Source organism: Flammeovirga pectinis, assembly GCF_003970675.1.
In the GTDB taxonomy this organism is placed as follows: Bacteria; Bacteroidota; Bacteroidia; order Cytophagales; family Flammeovirgaceae; genus Flammeovirga; species Flammeovirga pectinis.
In genome coordinates this window covers 309,227-330,422 of the sequence record NZ_CP034562.1, presented here as the reverse complement: position 1 = coordinate 330,422, position 21,196 = coordinate 309,227, and the positions used below count along the sequence as shown (strand labels likewise).

Sequence of the window (21,196 nt, the reverse complement as noted above, 5' to 3'; positions counted from 1 at the left end):
ACTCTATTTTCACTTCATTATATTCTGATCACAACTATTTAGAAGTTCAAGAAAGCTACTTTTTAGTCTATCCTTTTTATATAATTACAAGCCTCAAAATTGAAGGATATATTCTTCAAAATTTTGTATTTCTGAGGAACGGGAAGCAAAAAAATAGGTTACCTAAAATCTTTTTAAAAACAGCTATTTTACAGTTATTATCTAAAAGATAATTTAATAAAAAATGGAAGTTCTTGTAACTTCTCTTTTACTCCTCAGAAAAAGTATCTGCTTCGTTAAAATTGGAAATTTTCTTTGATTGAGACGAGAAAGAAAAACCATGTCGGCCATAATGTCCAATGTTTACAGATTCAATTATTGGGGTATCCTGAATTTCATTTTCAGCTCCATATTCAACAATAAAATTTGCTCCTGGTCCACTTCTGTTATCATTATAATTAACAATAAACTCTGTTGAACCTAACGGAGCTAACTCTACTTCTCTACTTACATATTTTCTAACACTTTTACCTTTACTGTTACGTAAATCAACAGAAGTAATAAAAATACTTTCCACAGCACTCGTATTTCTAATACTTAATACAACTGCAAAATTTAGCTTCGTATTTCCATTTTTATAAAACAGATTTGAATAAGCAGGTACATAATGCATCTCTTTAAACTCAAGATTTAGTTGCCTGTCCTTATCTATGTATTTTCTATAAACTGGCGAAGAAAGCACTTCAAAATCATCTACAGTTACACAACCAAATGAAATGAATATTATACTTAGGTGGATTAATAAAGGTTTTAAAATCTTTTTCATGATATTATTTATAAAGGATAATTATTTAACAACTGTACAGTTTCCATTCTGAAGATCAGTAGATATATTTTTGTATTTAATATCTTTCTTTAACGAACCGTCAGTATATTCTACAGTTACTTTCTGATTTCTTTGGTAATTGTTCGGTTCATTTTCTACTGGTGAGTTCATTACTTTAATAGCAATAGGTTGTTTTACTTTTCTTGTTCCAAGTAAGCCTCTACTTAAAAAAGTAACTATCTCATAATCTATATCTTCTATCAACTGCTTGAACAAATTAAAAGCTTCTACCTTAAAAATTGTAATAGGTTCTTTTTGTTCATAGACTGCATTTTGCACCTCTTGTTTTAATTTTTCCAACTCTAAAAGGTGTTGTTTCCATTTTCTATCAATAACATCTAACATTACAGCTCTTTGGATAGTATCTATAAGTAAACTTTGATCATTCTTCTTTAGATCTACCACTACAGATTTATCAAAAAATGTATATACACTTATATCAGAAGAATACTCAAATTTATCAAAGCGCTTTGTATAATTTGAGAGGAATTCGTTAAGCAGAAGTTGAATAACATCTTTTTGATTAAACATAAGGAAGTCACTTTTTCTTAAAAACGTTGTTCTCCCAAAGGCTCTCGAATACGCAATATTAAACTCTTTAAAATTATCACTATTTGATAGTAATATTTGGGTAATTACATCTAAGAATAATTGATCGATTTCTTCTTTTACAGTAGTGTTAAAGAGTGTATTTTGTCTTCTGTTATAGATAATATCTCTCTGGAGATTAATTACATTATCAAACTCTAACATCTTTTTACGGGTCGAAAAATTATTTTCTTCAACAGATATTTGAGACTTTGTAACAATCTTATCTAAATTTTTATGAAAGATTTCACCATTTTTAAAATGCTTAAATTGTCCTTCTAATCGAGCAATATCATTAGATGCGTATAAACGAACAATTTCATCTTCCAATGATAAGAAAAATTGAGAAGAACCAACATCACCCTGTCTACCAGAACGACCTCGCAATTGTTGATCAATCCTTCTAGATTCATGTTTACATGTACCGATAACAGCAAGTCCTCCAGCTTTTAAGGCTTCTTTAGATAACTTAATATCAGTACCTCTACCTGCCATGTTTGTGGCAATAGTAATGGCTCCACTCACTCCTGCTTTACTTATAATATCGGCTTCTCTTCTATGACTTTTTGCATTAAGTACCTTATGCTGAACATTCTTTTTGTTTAATAATTTACTTAATAATTCAGACCCCTCTACAGAACTTGTACCGACTAAAACTGGCCTACCTAAATTAGATTGACCAATTATTTCTAGTACTACAGCCTCTAACCTTCGTTTATGCGTTTTAAATATCCTATCAGGTAAATCTACACGTTCTACTTTCAAGTTTGTAGGTACAACTAGTATATCTAATTTATAAGTTTTCCAAAACTCATTTGCTTCTGTTTCTGCAGTACCCGTCATACCCGAAAGCTTAGAATACATCTTAAAATAATTTTGTAAACTAATAGAAGCATGCGTCTGAGAAGCATCCTCTATTTGTAAACTTTCTTTAGCCTCTATCGCTTGATGAAGACCATCAGAAAGTCTTCGTCCTTCCATAATTCTTCCCGTCTGTTCATCAATTAACTTAATCTGATGCTCTTCTATTACATAATCAATATCTTTTGTAAAGAGTGTATTTGCTTTTAAAAGCTGTCTAAAATTAAATATCTTTTCAACCTTTAATTCATATAAATCAGTGGCTATATTTTTTTCCTCTTCTGTATTATACGTTATATTTAAATCTGGTAATACAAAAAAGTTATCATTTACCTGTTCATTAATAAAAGTCATACCTTTATTTGTTAACTCAACAGATTTATTCTTTAAGTCTATAACGTAAAATAATGTTTCGTCAATCTCATGCATTTTTAAATCATTATTTGCCGAGTATTGATGTTGTGCTTTCTGAAGGAGTTGTTTTACTCCATATTCATTTAAATATTTTAAAAATAAAGTATTGTTTGGTGCACCTCTAAGCACTTTTAATAATTCTTTGCCTGCTACATTAGAATCTATCGAATTATTTAAGCGTTTTATTTTTATTATACTCTCTGTAATTAGATTTCTTTGTCCTCTTACTAAACCTCTCATAAGTGGTTTCAGCTCATCAAACTTTGCTGTTAAGTTTGTTTGTTCTGCTTGTCCAGATATAATAAGTGGAGTACGTGCGTCATCAATTAGTACAGAATCTACCTCGTCTAAAATTGCGAAATGATGTCCCCTTTGTTTTACCTCATCTTTACTTTTAACCATATTATCAAAGAGGTAATCAAAGCCAAAAGCACTATTAGTACCGTATGTAATATCAGCATTGTAAGCATTTTTTCTTTTAAGCGAATGCTGAGGATAGTTTTCTATACAATCTACAGTTAAACCTAAAAATTGAAATATAGGAGCATTCCACTCTGCATCTCTTTTTGCTAAATAATCATTTACTGTAATAACATGGACACCTTTTTGAGCTAAAGCATTTAAATAAATAGGTAGCGTACTTGCAAGAGTTTTTCCCTCGCCAGTATTCATTTGGGCTATTTTCCCTTCATGTAACACAACACCTGCAATCAATTGAACATCATAATGTATCATGTCCCATTTATGGTTATTTGTGCCTACTCGCCACTCATTAGTCCATATTGCTTTGTCTCCTTCAATAACTACATAATCATGCTTTTCTGCTAATTCTCTATCTAAAGGTGATGGTATAACTTCTAAACATTTTTGATGTGTAAACCTTCTCGCTGTTTCTTTTACGACAGCAAAAGCTTTAGGTAATATCTTTTCTAATGTACGCTCTAACTTATTTTGTTTTAACGTTTTTATTTTTTTTAATTTAATTTGATATTCTTCTTTTGGTAAAGAGGTATCTAATTCGGTTTCTTTATGATCAAAAATGGTTGTCTCATTGTCAATATAATTGATAAACTCTACAGTTTTGTTTCTTAATTCATCATCAGAAATATGACGCAATTTTAAATATTCTCTATTTATACTTACCGCTACAGGTAATAAGCTTTTTAAATCTCGACCTGATTTAGAGCCGAATATTTTTTGTAAAAAATTCTGTATCATTTTAAATAATATATTTATATGTAACGATATTAAGAATACGTTACAAAGATTGTATTTTTATTAAAATTTCAATTCTCAAATCGAATAAAGTATCATTGTACTGATTGTAAATAGCTTCTTTACCTAGCTGATTTATATAATCAATTTCTGTGAGGCACTTGAAGTAATCTTCCATCAATTCAGAGAATATTTCTTCTTTGAGAGATAACTTTCTGAGTAAAGAATCTATTAATCTAAATTCATTATTAAGGGATTCTATCAGTTCAGTATTATTTCTTTTCATATTCCTTAATTATTGAGCTACAAAACTATATATTCGTTCTATTATATGTTAGTTAAACACCGTGTTTTACGGTTAAAATAAATTTCCATCTTTTATAAAAAAAACACTAGGCCTGTTATAATTTTTCTATGTATTTAAACTATTTTATTGTGTTTTTCTAAATGAGTTATTAATACTTCATAATTATTTATTTATATTATTTGTAGCACTACCAATACCCCAACATATTTAATTAAAAATCGTTTTAAAGCTATACTACTTACTTATTTTCACATCAGTTATTTAGCATATTAAGCTGTAAAAAATACCTATATGGAAGACCTGTCTAAGAAAAAAGACCTAATTGAAAACCAATTAGAAAAGATTATAAATACTACAGAATTTAAGAGTAAACCTTTATTACAAAAGTTTCTTGCTCATGTTGTTACAGAATATATTGAGGGTAGAGAAAAGCAACTAAAAGGGTATTCTATAGGTATTGATGTATTTAATCAGAACGATAATTTTGATCCAGATCAGAATGCTTTAGTTAGAATCCATGCAGGTAGATTAAGACGATTAATTAAGGAGTATTACCTAGATGAAGGAAAAGAGGATACTGTGATAATTGAAATTCCAAAAGGAAGGTATATACCAAAAATTACATTTGATAATCAGGTGAAAGAAGAGAAAACATTACTTTCTCAAAAGCATAATATGACAGTAACTGTTTTGCCTTTTTCTATTTTATCAGAAAACAAAGAACTTAACTATTTTGCACAAGGGTTAGCACAAGAAATTTCTTATGAACTAACTAAATATGATCATTTGGATGTTGTAGGTTACATTCCGAATAATATCTCCTCTTCATTTGATAAATTACAAGAAATTAAAAAACAAAACATACGTTATCTTATTGAAGGAGACTTAACCAGTTTTGGTAAACAAGTACAATTGTTTATTCGATTAAAAGACCTTACTACTGATATTAACCTTAGTAATGAAAAGATTAAAATTAATTTAGCTTCTGATAATATCTTTCAAATTCAAGAAAACATATCTAGTTTTATCGCTAATAAGATTGGTGCAGAGTATGGCATTATTAATCAGAAAATAAATGAAGCAATAAATCTAAAGCAAAATTATGAAGTCAATGAATATGATATTACACTTAAATATTATCATTTTGTAAATACATTATCTCCCAACTTAGAGAAAAAACTAGAAGCAGATGTGGCTAGTTATCTACAGAAATCCCCTACTTCCGCTACTTTATTATCTATACAATCATTATTATTCAGACGAAAATATGTTAGATCAGAAAAAGAGGCTGAAGACTATTTTAGAAGAAGTGGAGAATTGGCTGAAACAGCTTATAAAATTGATCCACAAAATCACCTTGCTCAAATAGCTTTATTAAACAAAACATTTTACCATAATGAGAGAGATAGGTTTATCCAATTAACAAATAAGCATTTAGAATATACACCTAGTAGCCCTATTAGACTTGGTACATATGCTTTATGTCTAAGCTTTTATGGAGAGTGGGAACAAGGCAAAGAAATGGTTGATGAAATTATTAAGAAAAACATTAATTTCCCGTTATACATTTATGGTGTAACTACATTATATCATTATAGAAAATTTGATTACAATTTAGCTTTAGAAGAAGTAAATAAATACCATGTACCTGGTTTAATCTGGGAATCAATTCTAAAATCTGCCATCTTTGGCCAACTTAATAAAGTTGATATTGCTAAAGAACATATTAGATTATTATTAGAATTAGACCCCGATTTCCAAAAAAATGGACGTGCATTTATGAGTAAATTATTAAAAGAAAATGTACTCGTAGAACATATAATTTCTGGATTAAATAAAGCTGGGTTATCTATGTGATTTTTCTTTATCAAACAATCCATATAATGAGAACTATTAACTTATCTACTTTGTTATAGCTGTATGTAAATATAGACCTAAAAATAATATTCTGTAAATAATACCCTTTCTACAACTTAACTACTATCTATATAGCTATTATCATGAAGAGATTATTCTTATTATCACTTTTTATAAATATTCATTTCGCTTTATTCGGACAACCAAGTACTGAATGGGCTCAGTTTGCAGAAACAACGCTTAGTACAAACGCTTATGGTACTTTCAATACAACAGATAACTCTGGAAATACATATAATGTAGGTTATTATGGAACAAGTTCAGGTGAAACTTTTGTTGCAGGCAGTGAAAGTATTTCAGCAGAAGAAGGTATTGGTTATGATGGATTTATTATTAAATACGATACAGATGGAGTAGTACTCTGGATGGAAAGTCTAGGAGGAAAAGATAGCCATGATTATATTCGATCTATTAAAACAGACGGCTCTGGAAATATTTATTTAGTAGGGTATTATGAAGACTCAGCTAACTTTGACGGGGCAAATACAATAACAACTTCAGGGCAGCAAGATACTTTTATTGTAAAGTACAACTCTAGTGGTGTGTTCCAATGGGTAAAAGAAATAAAGGGTACAAGTAGTATAAAAGGAGAATCCGTTACAATTGATACTTCTGGAAATATCGTAGTAACTGGTTCTTATGCCGCAGGAACAATAAGTTGTGAAGGGTTATCAATTTCTGGAAGTACTCAAAGTCTTTTTGTTGCTAAATTTGATTCTGATGGTACTGCTACATGGATAGGAAGTATTGAATATTATGCAACAATAGGTGCAAAATCTCTCAGTACCGATTCTAATGATAATATATATATTACCGGGTCTATAAACACTTCACAATCAAAAATTAAAACAGCTACAGATGGAGTTAGTAATGACTATTCTGATACTAATATAACCCTCACTGATTTCACAAGTGGCAGTAGTGATATTTTTATCACCAAATTCAATTATGACGGTGAATTACAATGGTTTAAGTCTACAACAAATACAGGAACAGCAAGTGGAAATGGTATTATTGTTGATTCTAATGACAACTTCTATATTACTGGTTATTATAACGGAACAATAAACACTGTAAATACAAGTAATGATAATGATGCATTTATTGCTAAATATAACTCTGCCGGAACATTAATTTGGCTAGAATCGTATGGAGGATCTGGAGATCAATCAGGAGTTGCTACTGTTGTAGACCAATTAGATGACGTATATCTTACAACTGATAATACTATTGTGAAACTTGATTCAGATGGCAATCAAGAATGGACAAGGTCTTCTTCTTCTCCAACAGGCACACTAGAAACACAATCAATATCTATTAACAGTGGTGGTGACATTATTATTTCAGGTCAATTTAAAGAAGATGCCGATTTTAATGGTACAAGTATTGACGCTGAACGTTCTGCTTGGAGTATATTTACTACTAAATTTAGTAATTCTGACGATCTACCCATAGAACTTTTAAGTTTTACGGGGAGTTTAGAAAATAATCAAGTACTATTTACTTGGGAAACAGCTTCAGAAATCAATAACGACTTTTTTACATTAGAACGTTCTAAAGATGGTAAAAATTGGCAAATAATAGAGACAATTAAAGGGGCAGGAAACTCTTCTACCACTTTAAAATATACAACTGTAGATACAACTCCTTTTTCTAAAAAATCATATTACAGATTAAAGCAAACTGATTTTGATAGACAATATACCTATTCTAATAGCATTTCGATACAAAAGGAATCTACCAATGAGTTTATTCTAAGTTACTACCCGAATCCTTCTAGAAATACTTTGACTATAGAACATAATGCATCACAAGATATTAATTATCAAATAATTAACGCTTTAGGACAAATAGAATTAAGGGGTACATTATTACAACAAAATGATGTAATAAATTTATCTAACTTAAAATCGGGATTACATTATCTTAAAACCTATAAGAAAACAGTTAAAATAATTGTAGCAAAAGATTAAATTTAAATTCTATTCAAAAAATTAGTATAAAATAGCAACTTTTATTCAATCTCAGATTCAATAAAAAGTATAAGTTAATTTTATTGGGGAACATATAACAAACCGTGGAACAATTGTAATTTATCTAAAATTATAATCGTTCCATTGTTTACTTTATAGCTACTATTACTAATAGTAACAATCGATTTCTCTAACAACAATACCTCACCAAAGTAGCTAATAATACCTCTATCAGTTCACCGTATAATACGGTATTTAACTAATATAAAAGAGATAACTCCTCTACATTTGTTTTAAGAAAAAATAAAAATCTTAAATAAAATGGATGTAGTTGCGATTGGTATATCGATTATGTTAATGACAGTTTTTGCTTTTGAAAGTGGATCACCTTTCAGAGATAAACCTAATGACGAAAACGAAGGTTTAACATACAAAGCCAATGTTCCTGATAAAATATTAATACCTGATTTAGTTACAACTAATCTAATCGGTGATCTAAATTTCAAACATGCATTACCAACAGAAGAGACCATTGATAAAGTACGTTACTTTATGGATCTTTCTAAAGTTACTCAGTCCTTTACTAAGGGTATAACTATAGCTTCTACTTATGCAATACTTGAAGGAATAAAAGATGCTGGTACTACCCCTGGTGATTTATTACTAACAACAAACTTTAATGATGCCCGGTTTATTGCCTTAACTCCAAATAGAACAACTTCTTATGCTTTAGGAGAATTAAATTTAAAAGTAGAGCCTTGGATTGTTGAGATAAACCCTAAAATTATTGGTACGGTTAACGATGCATTCATGAGTCATGTTCTTGATATGAACATTTCGGGACAAGAACAGAACATTAAATATCTATTTGTAGGACCAGATTATACAGGTTCAATTCCTAAAGGATATAAAGTAAGTAAATCAAAAAGCTATAGAAATTGGATCTTTCTAAGATTACTTGAAGAAAACAATAGTTCCACAGAGGCTATACAGCTATTAAAAGAAGGGTGTAAAATGTATCCTCTATCTAAAGCTAACATTCCTTCTTTTCAAAAATTTATTGATGCTAATGGCTTGTATATTAATACTGTACATGCTAACAACGAAGACTTTTTTACAGAATTAAATGCTATGGTTCAATATGAATCAGAGACTTCTTTTGATGCTGAACTTGTACGTCTATTTGCCTCTATTGGTATAAAAAAAGACAAAGCGTTTACTCCCAATAAGCGTATGCAAACAATATTTAAAGAAGGGGCTGCGATAGGTAATGCTTATGTAAGAGCAAACGTCATTAATGCTAGAGATAAAGAAGCATTTCTATATCCTGAAAAGAGGCAGTGGTTTACAGGTATTCTTAAAGACCTTAATAATACTGAGAATACTAAGTGTTTAATAGACGACCTGCCAATGTATCATTTTCTTACAGCAGGAAATACAAATAAATTTGCTAATGCTGTATATGCTATAAGTGCTACAGATGTAGCCAGTAACCATTTTGATGGTGGTAAAACATATACATTAACATTACCTGCTAACATTCCTACAGAAAATAATTGGTCTGTTATTGTTTACGATAATCATACACGCTCTTTACTAGAAACAAATCAGTTAACTGCTGGGATTGACAGTCAAAAAGAAAATATTAAATCAAATAAAGACGGTTCTTACACCTTATGGTTTGGTCCAAAAGCTCCGAAAGGAAAACTAGAAAATTGGATTCAGACTATACCTAACAACGGTTTTTATACCATTCTCAGAATAAATAATCCAACGGATAGATGGTTTAATAAATCATGGATTCCAGGAGATCTCACATTATCAAACAACAAATAAATCTATATCTATGAAAAAATTAATGTCACTATTTTTACTATTGTTAGGGGTTGCTACAATAACAAATGCCCAACAATTGGCAGTAAAAGATACTGTATCAATAAAAAATGAAAAATATATTATCACAGGTGCCGATAAACGAAATGTATTTCTAAAAGTTCAAAAAATTGAAAATGGAAAGCTAAAGACGGTACATATCAATAAAATTGATAAAAATAAGGAAAAAAATAAATCAAAGAAAAAATTAGCCCTTGGTATGTCAACTTCAGAAGTAAAAAGTATTCTAAAGTTACCGAATAGAGAACGTAATATTGAAGGTACTTGGGGAAAATATATACTATTAGAATACCAATCTATCGTTAAAAAAACTGTTTATCTATTTTTTGAAAACGATAAGCTAATATCAATAATGCAAGAAAAATAAATGCTATGAAAAATTTTATAAAACTCACCTTTATATTGTTTGCATTACTATTTTTTATAAGTACAGCAATAATGGCTCAAGGCGTAAATGTACAAGAAAAAAATGCCAAGATAAATTGGGAATATCAGGTTGCTTACCAAAGAGGTTTTGAGGTTATTAATTGGTCTTTTCCTGCGGTAAGTATGTTGCAATATAGAGAAGGTCATTTTAATCTTGGAGGAGGTTACAATACCATATATTACACATCCATACCTACAGATTCTTTATCAAAAACAGTATCCACTACTGTTTTTATTTCTGTTAAAAATGGTCCTGTTATAATTGATATTCCAACATCTACAAAGGAAATATCACTTTCTTTTTCAGCAAAAAACATTTGGCAAAAGAGCTGTATAGATGATAGTAACGGAAAGTATTTATTTACACCTCTAGATTATAAAGGAGAAACACCGAATGGATATACTGTAGTTTCCTTCAAATCAAATACCATAATAATTAATCTTATGGCTACACCATCAAAGGAGAGTAACTTTCAAGAAGCTGTTGATTTATCTAAGCAAATCCATGCGTATTCTTTTGATCAATTTAGCCACCCTCCAAAAAGAAATTTTATAAATTTGGAAGGTAAACAAATAACCTCTACCCCTGACTATAACCTGTCCTATTTTGATAAAGTTACAATATTACTAAACGAAGAACCACTACAAGAAAATGATAAAATAATGGAAAAAATGTTATTATCTATTGGTTTACAAAAAGAGAAAATTTTCACTCCTAAAGTAACAGTAAAGAAAGCTCTAGAAAAAGCAATAAAAGATAGAGTTAAATACATTGACTACATTCATAATAAGGAAGATATGCCTAAAAAGACATCCTAATAAAAAAACGAATTAACAGGAAATAATCTACCTGATTTATAAAGAGTACTACAAGTATTCCCTAATCAATTTCACCTTTTATAAACTGTAATCGATTCATTAAATACTACATTTTACATTCCATCATTAGCTACTAATAATGGTACTAATTAATATATTAAACAATTTCATTTTAATTGAAATTCACAACTAATAAAATTATCATTTTATCTTTATTATGAATACTATAGAAATAGCAATTATAACATTTTTGGCTCTTTTGCCAATATCTAATCCTTTTGCTACAGTCCCTTTATTTTTATCCTTAACTAAAGGACATACAAAAGAGTGGTCGCAACAGCAAGCTCTAAAAGCTAGTTTATTTATGGCTGCCATTCTACTTACATTCTTATGGTCTGGTGCTATCTTAATAGAGTTTTTTGGTATCTCTATTCCTGCTATTAGAGTTGCCGGTGGATTAATAATCTTAAAAGTAGGGTTTGAGATGCTAAACCCTAGCAAAACAGACGAAATATCTGATGAGGCAAAAAAAGAAGCTAAGAAGATGGATGATATTTCCTTTTCTCCATTAGCAATGCCTTCATTAAGTGGACCAGGTTCTATTTCTGTAGTTATAAGTATGGCAGCTGGATCTGATAACTTAGCTGGGTATTCTGCAATATCTCTAGGTATTTTGGGTGTTGTTTTTATTGCTTGGCTATCCATGAAAAGTGCACCTATAATAGCTCGCTTTCTTGGTGTTACAGGTTTAGATGCACTTACTAGAATTATGGGTTTTATGCTTATTTGTATTGCATTCCAATTCGTTTTAGACGGCCTTGGAGGGTATTTAGGTAGTGCTAGTTTTCTAGTACCTATCATTGAGAGTTTAGAACAATTACAAAATTAAGATGAAAAAGAAAAAATTAAGTCTAGCACTTATAGCATTAACCTTTATAGCCTTATACATATCAACTTAGAAAGGTACCGCACAATATTATGTAGATTATATGATACTAAAGTAAAGACTTATAGCTTTTACCTTTTTACAATTTTCGTTTTACAGTATTATACGGTATTTAACTTACATCACTTACTTATGTAAACTACATTTGTAAGTATAATAACAAGGGGAAGTTACCTACATATATAAAACATTTAATTTAAGTATATAAATATTCGTTTTCTGAAATAGAAAAACCAATAAACATGTTATAATTATTTGATGAGATCAAGCAAACTATTGTTTTACTTGTTAATAGCGAGTAAAGCCATTAGTAAGTGAAAATTATTAAAACAATTTAGTTAATGCTAAAACCAATCTATAACTACTCCTAAATTCATTTTTAGGGGTGGTTATTTTTAATTAATACCTTATTGCTTTAATAAAAAATCTATGAATCTTAAATTTATTTTATTTCTACATTTTTACTTGTACATAGTATTTACTAGTAATGCTAATGAGCTAGATTCTTTATCTTTTAATGATTATTCTAGTGTCAGTGAAAAACAATTTATTGAAGAGGCAATTATCCATCCATTAAACCCTCCAAATACATCAAGCCCTAGAGCTACAATTGTGAGTTTTATAAATAACATGAAATACTCTCATCAAATACTAAAGGCCACCTACCTAAAAAACATTGAATTACCAGGCTACTTTATTTCTGATAGTATTAAAGAAGAAATGTATCAGGCAGAATTAATTTTTGATAGGGCTACAGATTGTCTCGATTTAAGCTCATTTCCTCCTTCCATACAAAAAGATATGTCTTTTAGTAGAGCAATAATGTTAAAAGAAATACTTGATCGTATTCCAATTCCTGACTTAGAAAAGATACCAAACAAAAGAGATGTTGAATATGATTTAGAAAATAAAAAACATCCTCAATTATCGCATTGGAGAATACCTAAAACAGAAATTATTTTAGTTAAACAAGCTACTGAGGATAGCCAAGGTCAATATTTATTTTCTAAAGAAACTGTAGAGAGAATACCCGGTTTTTATGAAGAAATTAAGCACCTTCCCTATAAAAGTGAAAACTATATCTCTAAAAATTTCTATCCTTTTTATATAAGTACTCCTGGTTTACTTATTCCTCCTAAATGGATTTCTTTATTACCAGATTGGTCTACAACAATGCTATTAAATCAAACAATATGGCAATGGAGTGCTTTATTATTTTTTATTGCAATATCTATTGGTGTAGCTAAAGTACTTCATTATATATTAATAGAATTAATGAGCGATCGTTCTGCTGTTATAAAACAATGGAGTAAAGTCTTATTCATCACTTGTTGCATTATAATTATCTATTTTCTTAACCGTTTACTAAACGATCAGGTAAACCTTGTCGGTAATGTTTTAGTTGGTTTTAAAATAGGCTTAGAAGCACTCTTTTGGTTATTATTTTCTTTCCTAACTTTTCATTTTACATCTGCAATAGCAGAATCTATTATTAATACTTCTAATGCAAAGAAAATTGGTTTAGAAGCTACATATACTCGTGCTATCTTTATGGTTCTATCGACAATACTAACGTTTTTTGTTATTGTTTTTGGTTTATCTCAAATAGGTTTAGCCGTTTTACCATTAGTTACGGGTGTTGGTATAGGTGGTATTGCCATCGCACTAGCTATCCGCCCAACACTAGAGAATATTATTGCTAGTTTTACAATTTTTGCCGACAAACCCTATCGAGTAAACGACAGAGTTCAAGTATTAAATTATAATGGCACTATAGAATCAATTGGTATTCGTTCTACCAGAATCCGTCTATTATCTGGACCGCTAGTAACAGTTCCTAATGAAAAAATGGCCACAGTAGAAATTGAAAATATTCAAAAAAGACCTTATCTAAAAAGAGATTTTAATATTAAAATCAAACATGAATCTTCTATTGAAATAGTAGAAAAAAGCGTACAAATTATAAAAGATGTTCTTGCTGTGCCTATGAACAGTAATACACCAGACCATCCAAATCATGCAATTAATAATATGGAGTTTCCTCCAAAGGTATTTTTTAATCAGATAAATAATGATTCTTTTAATATCTATGTCGTATTCTGGTATTTTCCTGCCGAGTGGTGGGATTTTATGGAATTTTCTGAGAAAATAAATTTCAAAATCATTAAAAGTTTAAAAGAGGCTTCTATTGATTTTGCATTTCCAACACAGACATTACAATTACAGAATTCTTCTAAAAGTAAAGCATCTACTGTAGATTAGCTTATAAAAAAGCCTTCTCACCATATAAACCATTTGATTTATGTGATAAGAAGGCTTTTCAATATATGCATAATGTAGACTTTCTAAAACGTCTTCGTCATGTTAGAAGTACATACTACTGTAAACTCATTATTGCCTTTGTTCTCGTCTGCTACTTTAGAAACATCAGCTTGTTCTACAAAAGAAATTACACCAGAGGTTAATTTCTTGTTGTACTTAGTTACATACCAAACTGTTCCTTCGTGATTTTTAGAGTGGAAATTGCCATTAAAATGTAAGAACAATTTTCCTTTATTATCTTTCTTTAAACCTTTCACAATAGAATAACCCATTGTAGCATCTTTAATGGCTTGTGCCGCTACAAAGTTTTTTGCCTGACCAGACATTCCATGACCAGACATCATTGCTTCCATTTCTTTGTAAGAAGGCAACTCGTAAGGTACTTCTATTGGTAGGGGGGCAATGTATTTTTTCTTGGCCATTTTGCTAAGTTCTTCTAAAGCTGGTAATCCTTTTTTAGATACCATACTCGCGTAACGTCTTGGTACATTTGTGGCAATAAATGGAATGTTATTTTCTTTTGCAAAGTTAACCAAAGGAGCATAATCTGTAGAGTGATTGTCCCATGCTTTCCCATCTTTCATCATGGTTTTCTCTTTTATAAACCCTTGCAAATATTCATCTAAAACCATCTGATTGTCTTTCTCGAACATTTCTGCTCCAAAGACAATATTATTGTCTTTTGCTTTTGCTAACGACTGCGACAGTTCAAATTGTAACCAGTGTGCAATAGGATTATTATGTAACTCACCAAAGAAAACTACATCGTAAGTAGATAATGCCTTAGACATTTCTTCGAAAGTGACTTCCTTACCGTCTTTATCAAAAATTTGATAGGCTTTTAATCTTGATTGTGCATTCACAATAAAAGAGGTTAAAATAAATGTGGCTATAAATAAGAAGTGTTTCATGTTTAATTTATTTCGATGGATATCAATCATATAATTAATTGAGATAAAAAATGTTTAATCTAAGCTAGATTAAAAAGTATCGGATTACAACAGTAGACAAAAAAATGTAGAGACCTCTCAATAAAAGATCTCTACACTAGTAAACGACTTTGACTTTTTAATTGTGTTGTGTTATGCTTTACTCTGCGATTAACCTTTGGAATTTAAACTTTGGAAAACCCTTCGTTCCATCCTCATCACTATAAAAACCTGTAAATGCAAGTTTGTATAACTTCTGATCTGATGATTCGATAATATAATATTGATCTGCTACTATTTGATAAGTGAAAGTGGCAAAATCTAATGCTTTCCAATCTGAACCAATGGCATCCACATCTTCATTTAACGATAATTTGTTGGCGTCTGCGTAAGTAATGTTATTGTACGCTACAAAAGTTTGACCTTCTGCTTCAATTTCTTCTTTGTTTAAGCGAATTGCCTTTACTTCTCCTTTATTTATTAATCCTCCTGTCATCATGTAAGGTACTTCTGTTCCAGAACTTGGATCTAAAGTTTTACCATTATAATAGGCTAAAGCAAGGTCCCATCCTTGGCTACCTTCTGCAACGTCTTTACCAGTTTCCCACAAATCGAAATGCGTATATTTAGCATCGTTCCAATGGTAACCTAAAGTATCTGCATTTGTAGTTTCAGTAGCCGCATCTAAGTCTACAAAAACTTGACGGTTATACGATAATTTTGTTTTTGCTGGTTGACCATCATGACCAATCATTTCTACTTCAACATCTGGAGTGCTATATAAAGCAACTTGAATTTCATGAGATGAAGTATCTTCTGGAACTGAAGGTTCATTATTATCATCTGTACAAGCTGTGATAAATAAAGACGCGATAAAAAGTGTAACTAATTTTTTCATTGTTTTATACGATTAATTGAAGTTTGTCTGTTTATTAAATTTTACTGAGATTAATTTTTAAAGAGAGGAAATAAGTTCGTCCCCAAGCAATCATCATACTCGATGCTCCAGAGTGTGCCCCACCTTGCGTAGTGTTTGTTACATTGGTTACATCAAAGATATTTTTGATTCCACCCGTTACCGAGTAGCGTTTATTTTTAAAAGTTTTTGTGGTAGAGAAGTTGAGCATATTGTAAGCATCTACAGTCCCTTCTGTTATTTCGCCCTCTTCTCCAGAAGTCATTAACTGTACCCTAGCCCCTGTATATTTATAATCTAACCTAGTGGACAAATCAATTGTTGGCCAAAAATAAGCTACCGATGAAACGAAGTCTGTAGAATATCTAAAATTAAAATCTGCTGTATTCTGTAGATCGTAACCTATCCCTGTTAACGTTACTCCTGCATCAATTTTTAATTTATTATTGTTGTTGTATCCTACTTTAAAAGTACCTCCATGTGTTTTTTTCTGTGTCACATTTGTGTATACATAAGAAACACCATCTTGCCCTTGGGCCAATTCTATTACATCAAATAAATGATTATAAAAACCAGATGCTTCTACCCTAAAAACAGTACTTTCTGACAGTTCTAAGTTTTTAGATACACTTCCTGTTAAGCTGTATGAGGTTTCTGGAGTAAGGTTTTCGTTACCATAAATTTGATGGTTTGTATCTACAAAATCCATGTATAGTTCTTTTAAAGACGGTGCTCTAAAACCTTTTGCAAAAGATAATCTACCTGCCCAAGAGTTGGTGTCATCGTATTTTAAATGTGCAGAATAAATAAGTGGAGCATCAAAAGCATTGTGATGAAGAAAACGTACGCCCGGTTGAAATGCCCAACGCTCTGAAATTGAAATATTCATATCTGTCCATACAGCATTTTCTATCATTCCTGCATTATCTTTTATTTTTGCTCCTTGTCCTTGTTCTTCTGTCAACTCATACCCTGCCGTTAATTTCCACCAATCATTTATGGTTTTAGCATAAGATAAACGAGCATTCAAAGTTTGAAAAGCATCTGTTGTTGCCTCTCCTTTGGCCGTAGATGTTCCTTCATCTTCTTTTACAAAATACTGTTGTCCTTCTCTGTTATAAGTATTGTATGATAACATACCTTGGAAAGCGTCTCCATTTGCAAATTGCTTATTAAACTGACCGTAATATGTTATTCTATCCGTTGTAAATTTATCATCAAAAGCTCTGTTTGGAGAGAGGTAATTTCCTAAATAAGTAAGTTCTTCTCTGCCCCATCTTACACCAAACTTAGTATCCCAACCTTTCCATTTGTACCCATAATATATATCGGCATTGTATTGGTCTTTCGGATTCCAATTCATTGCTCTAGAAGTATTATCTAAGTCAAAACCATTAAACAATCTAGCTCCTGCACTAATGCCCCACTTGTGGTTTTTCTTGGCTCCTGATACATTTGCATCAGCACTTAATACACCAACAGACTCGGCATATACTTTTGCCTGTGCTGTAATTTTATGGTATTTATTTTCTTTCGTTATAATATTAATAGTCCCTGCCAAAGCATTCGATCCATACACAACAGACATTGGTCCTTCTATCACTTCTATATGGTCAATTGCACTAGCATCTAATTGCGACAAATCAATATTTCCGTCTTGTCTACCCACTACGGGCATACCATCAATTAATATTTTTACGTGCTGCCCCTCTAAACCTTGCATTACAATCTTAGTTCCGAGCACACCATCTTGTGTTAAGTTAATATTAGGTTGAAAACGGAGTGCATCTTGTACTGTTTGCACACCTTGTTTTTCTAAAGTAACCCCATCAATTACATTAATTTTATAAATTGATTCGTCTACTTTTTGCGGAGTAATACTACCCGTTTTCACCACCTGATCTAACAACAATAAATCTGGCTTTAAAGTTATCTTCTCCGCTTTTTTTTCTTTGATGATAAATTTATTGATTTTAAAACCCGTAAAAGATACCGAACAAAGTGTATTTTGTTGATAAGGAACATCTACATGTCCTTCTGCATTTGTTGTAAAATACATCTTCTTGCCTGTAGTTGATTCTAAACAAACATGTGCACCAATTAGCGGCAAACGTTCTGTTGCATCAATTACATCAATAGACATTTTTTGTGTTTGTGCCATTACCATTGTTGAACACAAAAGTAAGAGTACACTAATAAGTTTTTTTGCTTCCATATCCTTTCGACTAAATAGCCACTTTATGGATTTTCTTTCTTGGTATAACAATCTTTTTTCCCTTTGCTTTTTTTACTGTAGAAAGGTCTTTTAAACCATCTAATACACAACCTGTAGGACAGGCCACTCTACACCAAAGCATTGGATATTTTGCCGATACAACTATAAAGGCAATAGCTACATACAGCCAATAAGAAGAGATTTCTGTACTGAATAGATCTGGAAACAACTCGTAATTTCCTAGTTCTTTATAGCCATAAATAAAGCCTCCAACTAATAGTAAGGTTAACCCATAACGTAAATATTCGGCTTGTTTATTAGAGATAAATAGTTTTTTAGATTTGAAAGGAGAGTATCTAAGTGTAATCATTTGTGCAGCCCCAAACGGACACACATAAGAACAATAAGCATTCTTTCCCCAAATAGCTGCTAGTAATGTAAATAAGGCATAAATTGATAGAAAAAGAGAGACTTCTGTACCCATAAATGGCATTAAGAAAGTGATATACGTAAACGAGCTATTCATGCCAAACCCTATATATGCCATTGTAAAAAGGGATACAAAAAGCCTATTCTTCTTCGTCTTTTTTACCTGTGGAAGCACTGCATACAGAAATATTCCTGCTATAACAATTGCATGTAAAATCCACCAATACGTTAATTCTGCATCGACGTGGAATACATCCACATCAAAAGTATAATACGTTGAAAGTACCTGAGGAGCAGTGGCGGTAAATGCTTCTGTCACGCCTTCTGCCATTGCCCTTGTAGTAATAGTTGCTCCAGAAACAGCATCAATAACATGAACTGTGGAATTCATGTTTAAATTTTGATACTGCTCCAGATAACCACTTCTTAATACCTTTCTCAGGTAACTTTCTGTTTCTTTAGAGGTAATATAAGATACCTCTTCAATGCGCCCACTTAAAGTAGTTTCTACACCCATGTAAATTGGTCCAGAAAAACCTTGAACTGTATTATGAAGCAAATTTTCGAAATACAGATAACGAAGTTTATTACCCTCATAGATTTCAGCATAGCAAAGATCTCCTTTCATTTTGACAACAATTTCGGCATCGTCATCATATTTCTTTTTTAGGCGCTTTGCTATGGCCTCTGCCCACTCTTTATTATGTAGCGATTCTCCCATACCCGACTCAAAAGAAAGTAGACCCGATTCTTTGGTTCTCTTTTGCTTTTGAGGTCGAATTAATCCGTATTCGCCTAAAATATAACTTTTACCTTCAGAAATTAAGCCTGCTTCTTTTGTATGTTTTTGTTTAAAAGCACTTACCAATTTAGGAGCAAAGAACTCGTTTTCTATTGTAGAAATATTCTGGTGTAACCCTTTTCTGTCCAATGGTCCGTTGTAGGCAAAAAAGGCAAATACGTAAAGAACAATCCCTGTGAGTACAGATTTTCTATAATCTATTTTAAGGCGCATTATTATTTTTTAGTTTTTAGCAACCGTTTTACCAGTAACCTCTGCCACTGTTTCTGCAACAATTTTCACTACCCACTTGTTGATGTTAGCATCAGGAAGAATTGCATCTTGCTTGTAAACAACACGTTTCTGATCTTCTACCATATCTACACCATTTTGGATAATTTCACCTTGGAAATGTTCATCATTAGCCACAAGAACAGGAATAACGATAGCTCTTTCTTCCAAATCAAGAATTTGATCAATTGCCTTTTTTGTAGGTTCAGAAGAATACCTTACCAAGTGACCACACCATCCGTAAGAAATAGAACCAATACCTGTTTGTGCTTTTAAATAACGTCCAATGTCTTCAACCATTTCTTCCCATTGTTGGTTAAATTCTTCATCACCATAAGCAATTAAAGCAACACCTTCATCGCCAGAACCATTAGATAATGCTTTTGCTCTACGTGTAATATTTTTCTTTAATACGGTTGGGAAATCTAATAACGGAGTAACAATTACTCTAGCATTAGATGTGTATGTTTCTATTCCTTCTTCTTTTAAGTTTGCTTTTACTTTCGGATCGTTTGCTAATCCCACAATATTTGGAATATCGTTACTTGTATGCGATGAGATTGTTAAAAAGATAGGAACAACAATTACTCTATCGTACCCTTCTGCATCAAATTTTTTCATCTGAGTAGCAATAGATGGTTCTGTATATTCCATAAATGCTGTACGCACCTCAGAAATTTCACCACTTTTCATGATATCACCTTCTACGTCTTTTTCAATATCAGTCAACATTTTTCTCCACCCTTCTGAGTGAGAACCATGGTTAACTAATAACACTGCAATTTTTTCTTGAGAAGTAGCTACCGATATTTCTTTTGTTTCTTGCTTAGTAGTACAAGAAATCATTCCAAAAAGTAGAATAGTCAAAAATATATTAAGTCCGTTTTTCATCTTTTATTTAAATTGATTCTAAATAATAACGAAACAAAAGTAGACGAAATGATTGTAGAAGGTTTATCGAAATCGGAAATGATTTTTACGAAATCAGAAAAAAAGTAATTTGAAATATAAATCAGAACACACTATTTAAACACTAATTAATTAATTATCAATGCATTAATAACGAAAATCAACATCACTACAAATCGC

Annotated in this window: 15 protein-coding genes; 7 read left to right on the top strand and 8 right to left on the bottom strand. The window is 31.1% G+C overall.

From position 1 onward, the window contains the following. Positions 1–247: 247 nt before the first annotated feature. From EI427_RS01330 to EI427_RS01320, 3 genes are read right to left on the bottom strand one after another with little or no spacing between them, the layout of a single operon-like run. A complete protein-coding gene (locus EI427_RS01330; protein ID WP_126610870.1) occupies positions 248–805 on the bottom strand; it encodes a DUF3124 domain-containing protein in 558 nt (185 codons plus the stop codon). Positions 806–826: 21 nt separating this feature from the next. Beyond that, the gene (locus EI427_RS01325) at positions 827–3,946 is read right to left on the bottom strand and encodes a preprotein translocase subunit SecA (protein WP_126610869.1); all 3,120 of its coding nucleotides are present in this window, start codon (positions 3,944–3,946) and stop codon (positions 827–829) included. A 40-nt stretch (positions 3,947–3,986) separates the two neighbouring features. Then, complete coding sequence (locus EI427_RS01320) at positions 3,987–4,229, bottom strand: hypothetical protein (RefSeq protein WP_126610868.1); 243 nt, start codon at positions 4,227–4,229, stop codon at positions 3,987–3,989. Between the two features lie 312 nt (positions 4,230–4,541). On the opposite strand from EI427_RS01320, the gene EI427_RS01315 reads away from it, so the two are divergent. The 7 genes from EI427_RS01315 (at position 4,542) to EI427_RS01285 (ending at position 14,486) form a co-directional block, all read left to right on the top strand. Beyond that, positions 4,542–6,107 carry a hypothetical protein gene (locus EI427_RS01315; protein ID WP_126610867.1) on the top strand — a complete coding sequence of 522 codons (1,566 nt, stop codon included), beginning with the start codon at positions 4,542–4,544 and terminating at the stop codon, positions 6,105–6,107. 143 nt (positions 6,108–6,250) lie between these two features. Then, complete coding sequence (locus tag EI427_RS01310; RefSeq protein ID WP_126610866.1) at positions 6,251–8,140, top strand: T9SS type A sorting domain-containing protein; 1,890 nt, start codon at positions 6,251–6,253, stop codon at positions 8,138–8,140. Positions 8,141–8,461: 321 nt separating this feature from the next. Beyond that, the gene (locus EI427_RS01305; protein WP_126610865.1) at positions 8,462–9,976 is read left to right on the top strand and encodes a DUF1214 domain-containing protein; all 1,515 of its coding nucleotides are present in this window, start codon (positions 8,462–8,464) and stop codon (positions 9,974–9,976) included. A 10-nt stretch (positions 9,977–9,986) separates the two neighbouring features. Then, complete coding sequence (locus EI427_RS01300) at positions 9,987–10,400, top strand: hypothetical protein (RefSeq protein ID WP_126610864.1); 414 nt, start codon at positions 9,987–9,989, stop codon at positions 10,398–10,400. A gap of 5 nt (positions 10,401–10,405) precedes the next feature. Then, entirely contained in the window at positions 10,406–11,278 is an 873-nt protein-coding gene (locus EI427_RS01295) for a DUF1254 domain-containing protein (RefSeq protein WP_126610863.1), read from the top strand. A gap of 217 nt (positions 11,279–11,495) precedes the next feature. Continuing rightward, positions 11,496–12,167, top strand: a complete 672-nt coding sequence (locus EI427_RS01290; protein ID WP_205727890.1) for a MarC family NAAT transporter — start codon at positions 11,496–11,498, stop codon at positions 12,165–12,167. A 486-nt stretch (positions 12,168–12,653) separates the two neighbouring features. Next, entirely contained in the window at positions 12,654–14,486 is a 1,833-nt protein-coding gene (locus EI427_RS01285; RefSeq protein WP_126610861.1) for a mechanosensitive ion channel family protein, read from the top strand. Positions 14,487–14,569: 83 nt separating this feature from the next. Here EI427_RS01285 and EI427_RS01280 read toward each other — a convergent pair whose 3' ends face one another. From EI427_RS01280 to EI427_RS01260, 5 genes are all read right to left on the bottom strand, one after another. Further along, on the bottom strand, positions 14,570–15,457 hold the full coding sequence (locus EI427_RS01280) for a ChaN family lipoprotein (RefSeq protein ID WP_126610860.1): 888 nt from the start codon (positions 15,455–15,457) through the stop codon (positions 14,570–14,572). Between the two features lie 178 nt (positions 15,458–15,635). Continuing rightward, positions 15,636–16,373 (bottom strand): HmuY family protein, encoded by a 738-nt coding sequence (locus EI427_RS01275; protein WP_126610859.1) that lies wholly within the window; start codon positions 16,371–16,373, stop codon positions 15,636–15,638. A gap of 34 nt (positions 16,374–16,407) precedes the next feature. Beyond that, entirely contained in the window at positions 16,408–18,606 is a 2,199-nt protein-coding gene (locus tag EI427_RS01270) for a TonB-dependent receptor (protein ID WP_126610858.1), read from the bottom strand. A 10-nt stretch (positions 18,607–18,616) separates the two neighbouring features. Next, on the bottom strand, positions 18,617–20,050 hold the full coding sequence (locus tag EI427_RS01265) for an FMN-binding protein (RefSeq protein WP_126610857.1): 1,434 nt from the start codon (positions 20,048–20,050) through the stop codon (positions 18,617–18,619). A 9-nt stretch (positions 20,051–20,059) separates the two neighbouring features. Beyond that, on the bottom strand, positions 20,060–20,998 hold the full coding sequence (locus EI427_RS01260; RefSeq protein ID WP_126610856.1) for a sirohydrochlorin chelatase: 939 nt from the start codon (positions 20,996–20,998) through the stop codon (positions 20,060–20,062). Between the last annotated feature and the right edge of the window lie 198 nt (positions 20,999–21,196).

What these genes read in the sequence shown, in the direction of transcription:
- EI427_RS01330 (WP_126610870.1), bottom strand. Translation starts at nt 805, where the DNA reads ATGAAAAAGATTTTAAAACCTTTATTAATCCACCTAAGTATAATATTC.
- EI427_RS01325 (WP_126610869.1), bottom strand. Translation starts at nt 3,946, where the DNA reads ATGATACAGAATTTTTTACAAAAAATATTCGGCTCTAAATCAGGTCGA.
- EI427_RS01320 (WP_126610868.1), bottom strand. Translation starts at nt 4,229, where the DNA reads ATGAAAAGAAATAATACTGAACTGATAGAATCCCTTAATAATGAATTT.
- EI427_RS01315 (WP_126610867.1), top strand. Translation starts at nt 4,542, where the DNA reads ATGGAAGACCTGTCTAAGAAAAAAGACCTAATTGAAAACCAATTAGAA.
- EI427_RS01310 (WP_126610866.1), top strand. Translation starts at nt 6,251, where the DNA reads ATGAAGAGATTATTCTTATTATCACTTTTTATAAATATTCATTTCGCT.
- EI427_RS01305 (WP_126610865.1), top strand. Translation starts at nt 8,462, where the DNA reads ATGGATGTAGTTGCGATTGGTATATCGATTATGTTAATGACAGTTTTT.
- EI427_RS01300 (WP_126610864.1), top strand. Translation starts at nt 9,987, where the DNA reads ATGAAAAAATTAATGTCACTATTTTTACTATTGTTAGGGGTTGCTACA.
- EI427_RS01295 (WP_126610863.1), top strand. Translation starts at nt 10,406, where the DNA reads ATGAAAAATTTTATAAAACTCACCTTTATATTGTTTGCATTACTATTT.
- EI427_RS01290 (WP_205727890.1), top strand. Translation starts at nt 11,496, where the DNA reads ATGAATACTATAGAAATAGCAATTATAACATTTTTGGCTCTTTTGCCA.
- EI427_RS01285 (WP_126610861.1), top strand. Translation starts at nt 12,654, where the DNA reads ATGAATCTTAAATTTATTTTATTTCTACATTTTTACTTGTACATAGTA.
- EI427_RS01280 (WP_126610860.1), bottom strand. Translation starts at nt 15,457, where the DNA reads ATGAAACACTTCTTATTTATAGCCACATTTATTTTAACCTCTTTTATT.
- EI427_RS01275 (WP_126610859.1), bottom strand. Translation starts at nt 16,373, where the DNA reads ATGAAAAAATTAGTTACACTTTTTATCGCGTCTTTATTTATCACAGCT.
- EI427_RS01270 (WP_126610858.1), bottom strand. Translation starts at nt 18,606, where the DNA reads ATGGAAGCAAAAAAACTTATTAGTGTACTCTTACTTTTGTGTTCAACA.
- EI427_RS01265 (WP_126610857.1), bottom strand. Translation starts at nt 20,050, where the DNA reads ATGCGCCTTAAAATAGATTATAGAAAATCTGTACTCACAGGGATTGTT.
- EI427_RS01260 (WP_126610856.1), bottom strand. Translation starts at nt 20,998, where the DNA reads ATGAAAAACGGACTTAATATATTTTTGACTATTCTACTTTTTGGAATG.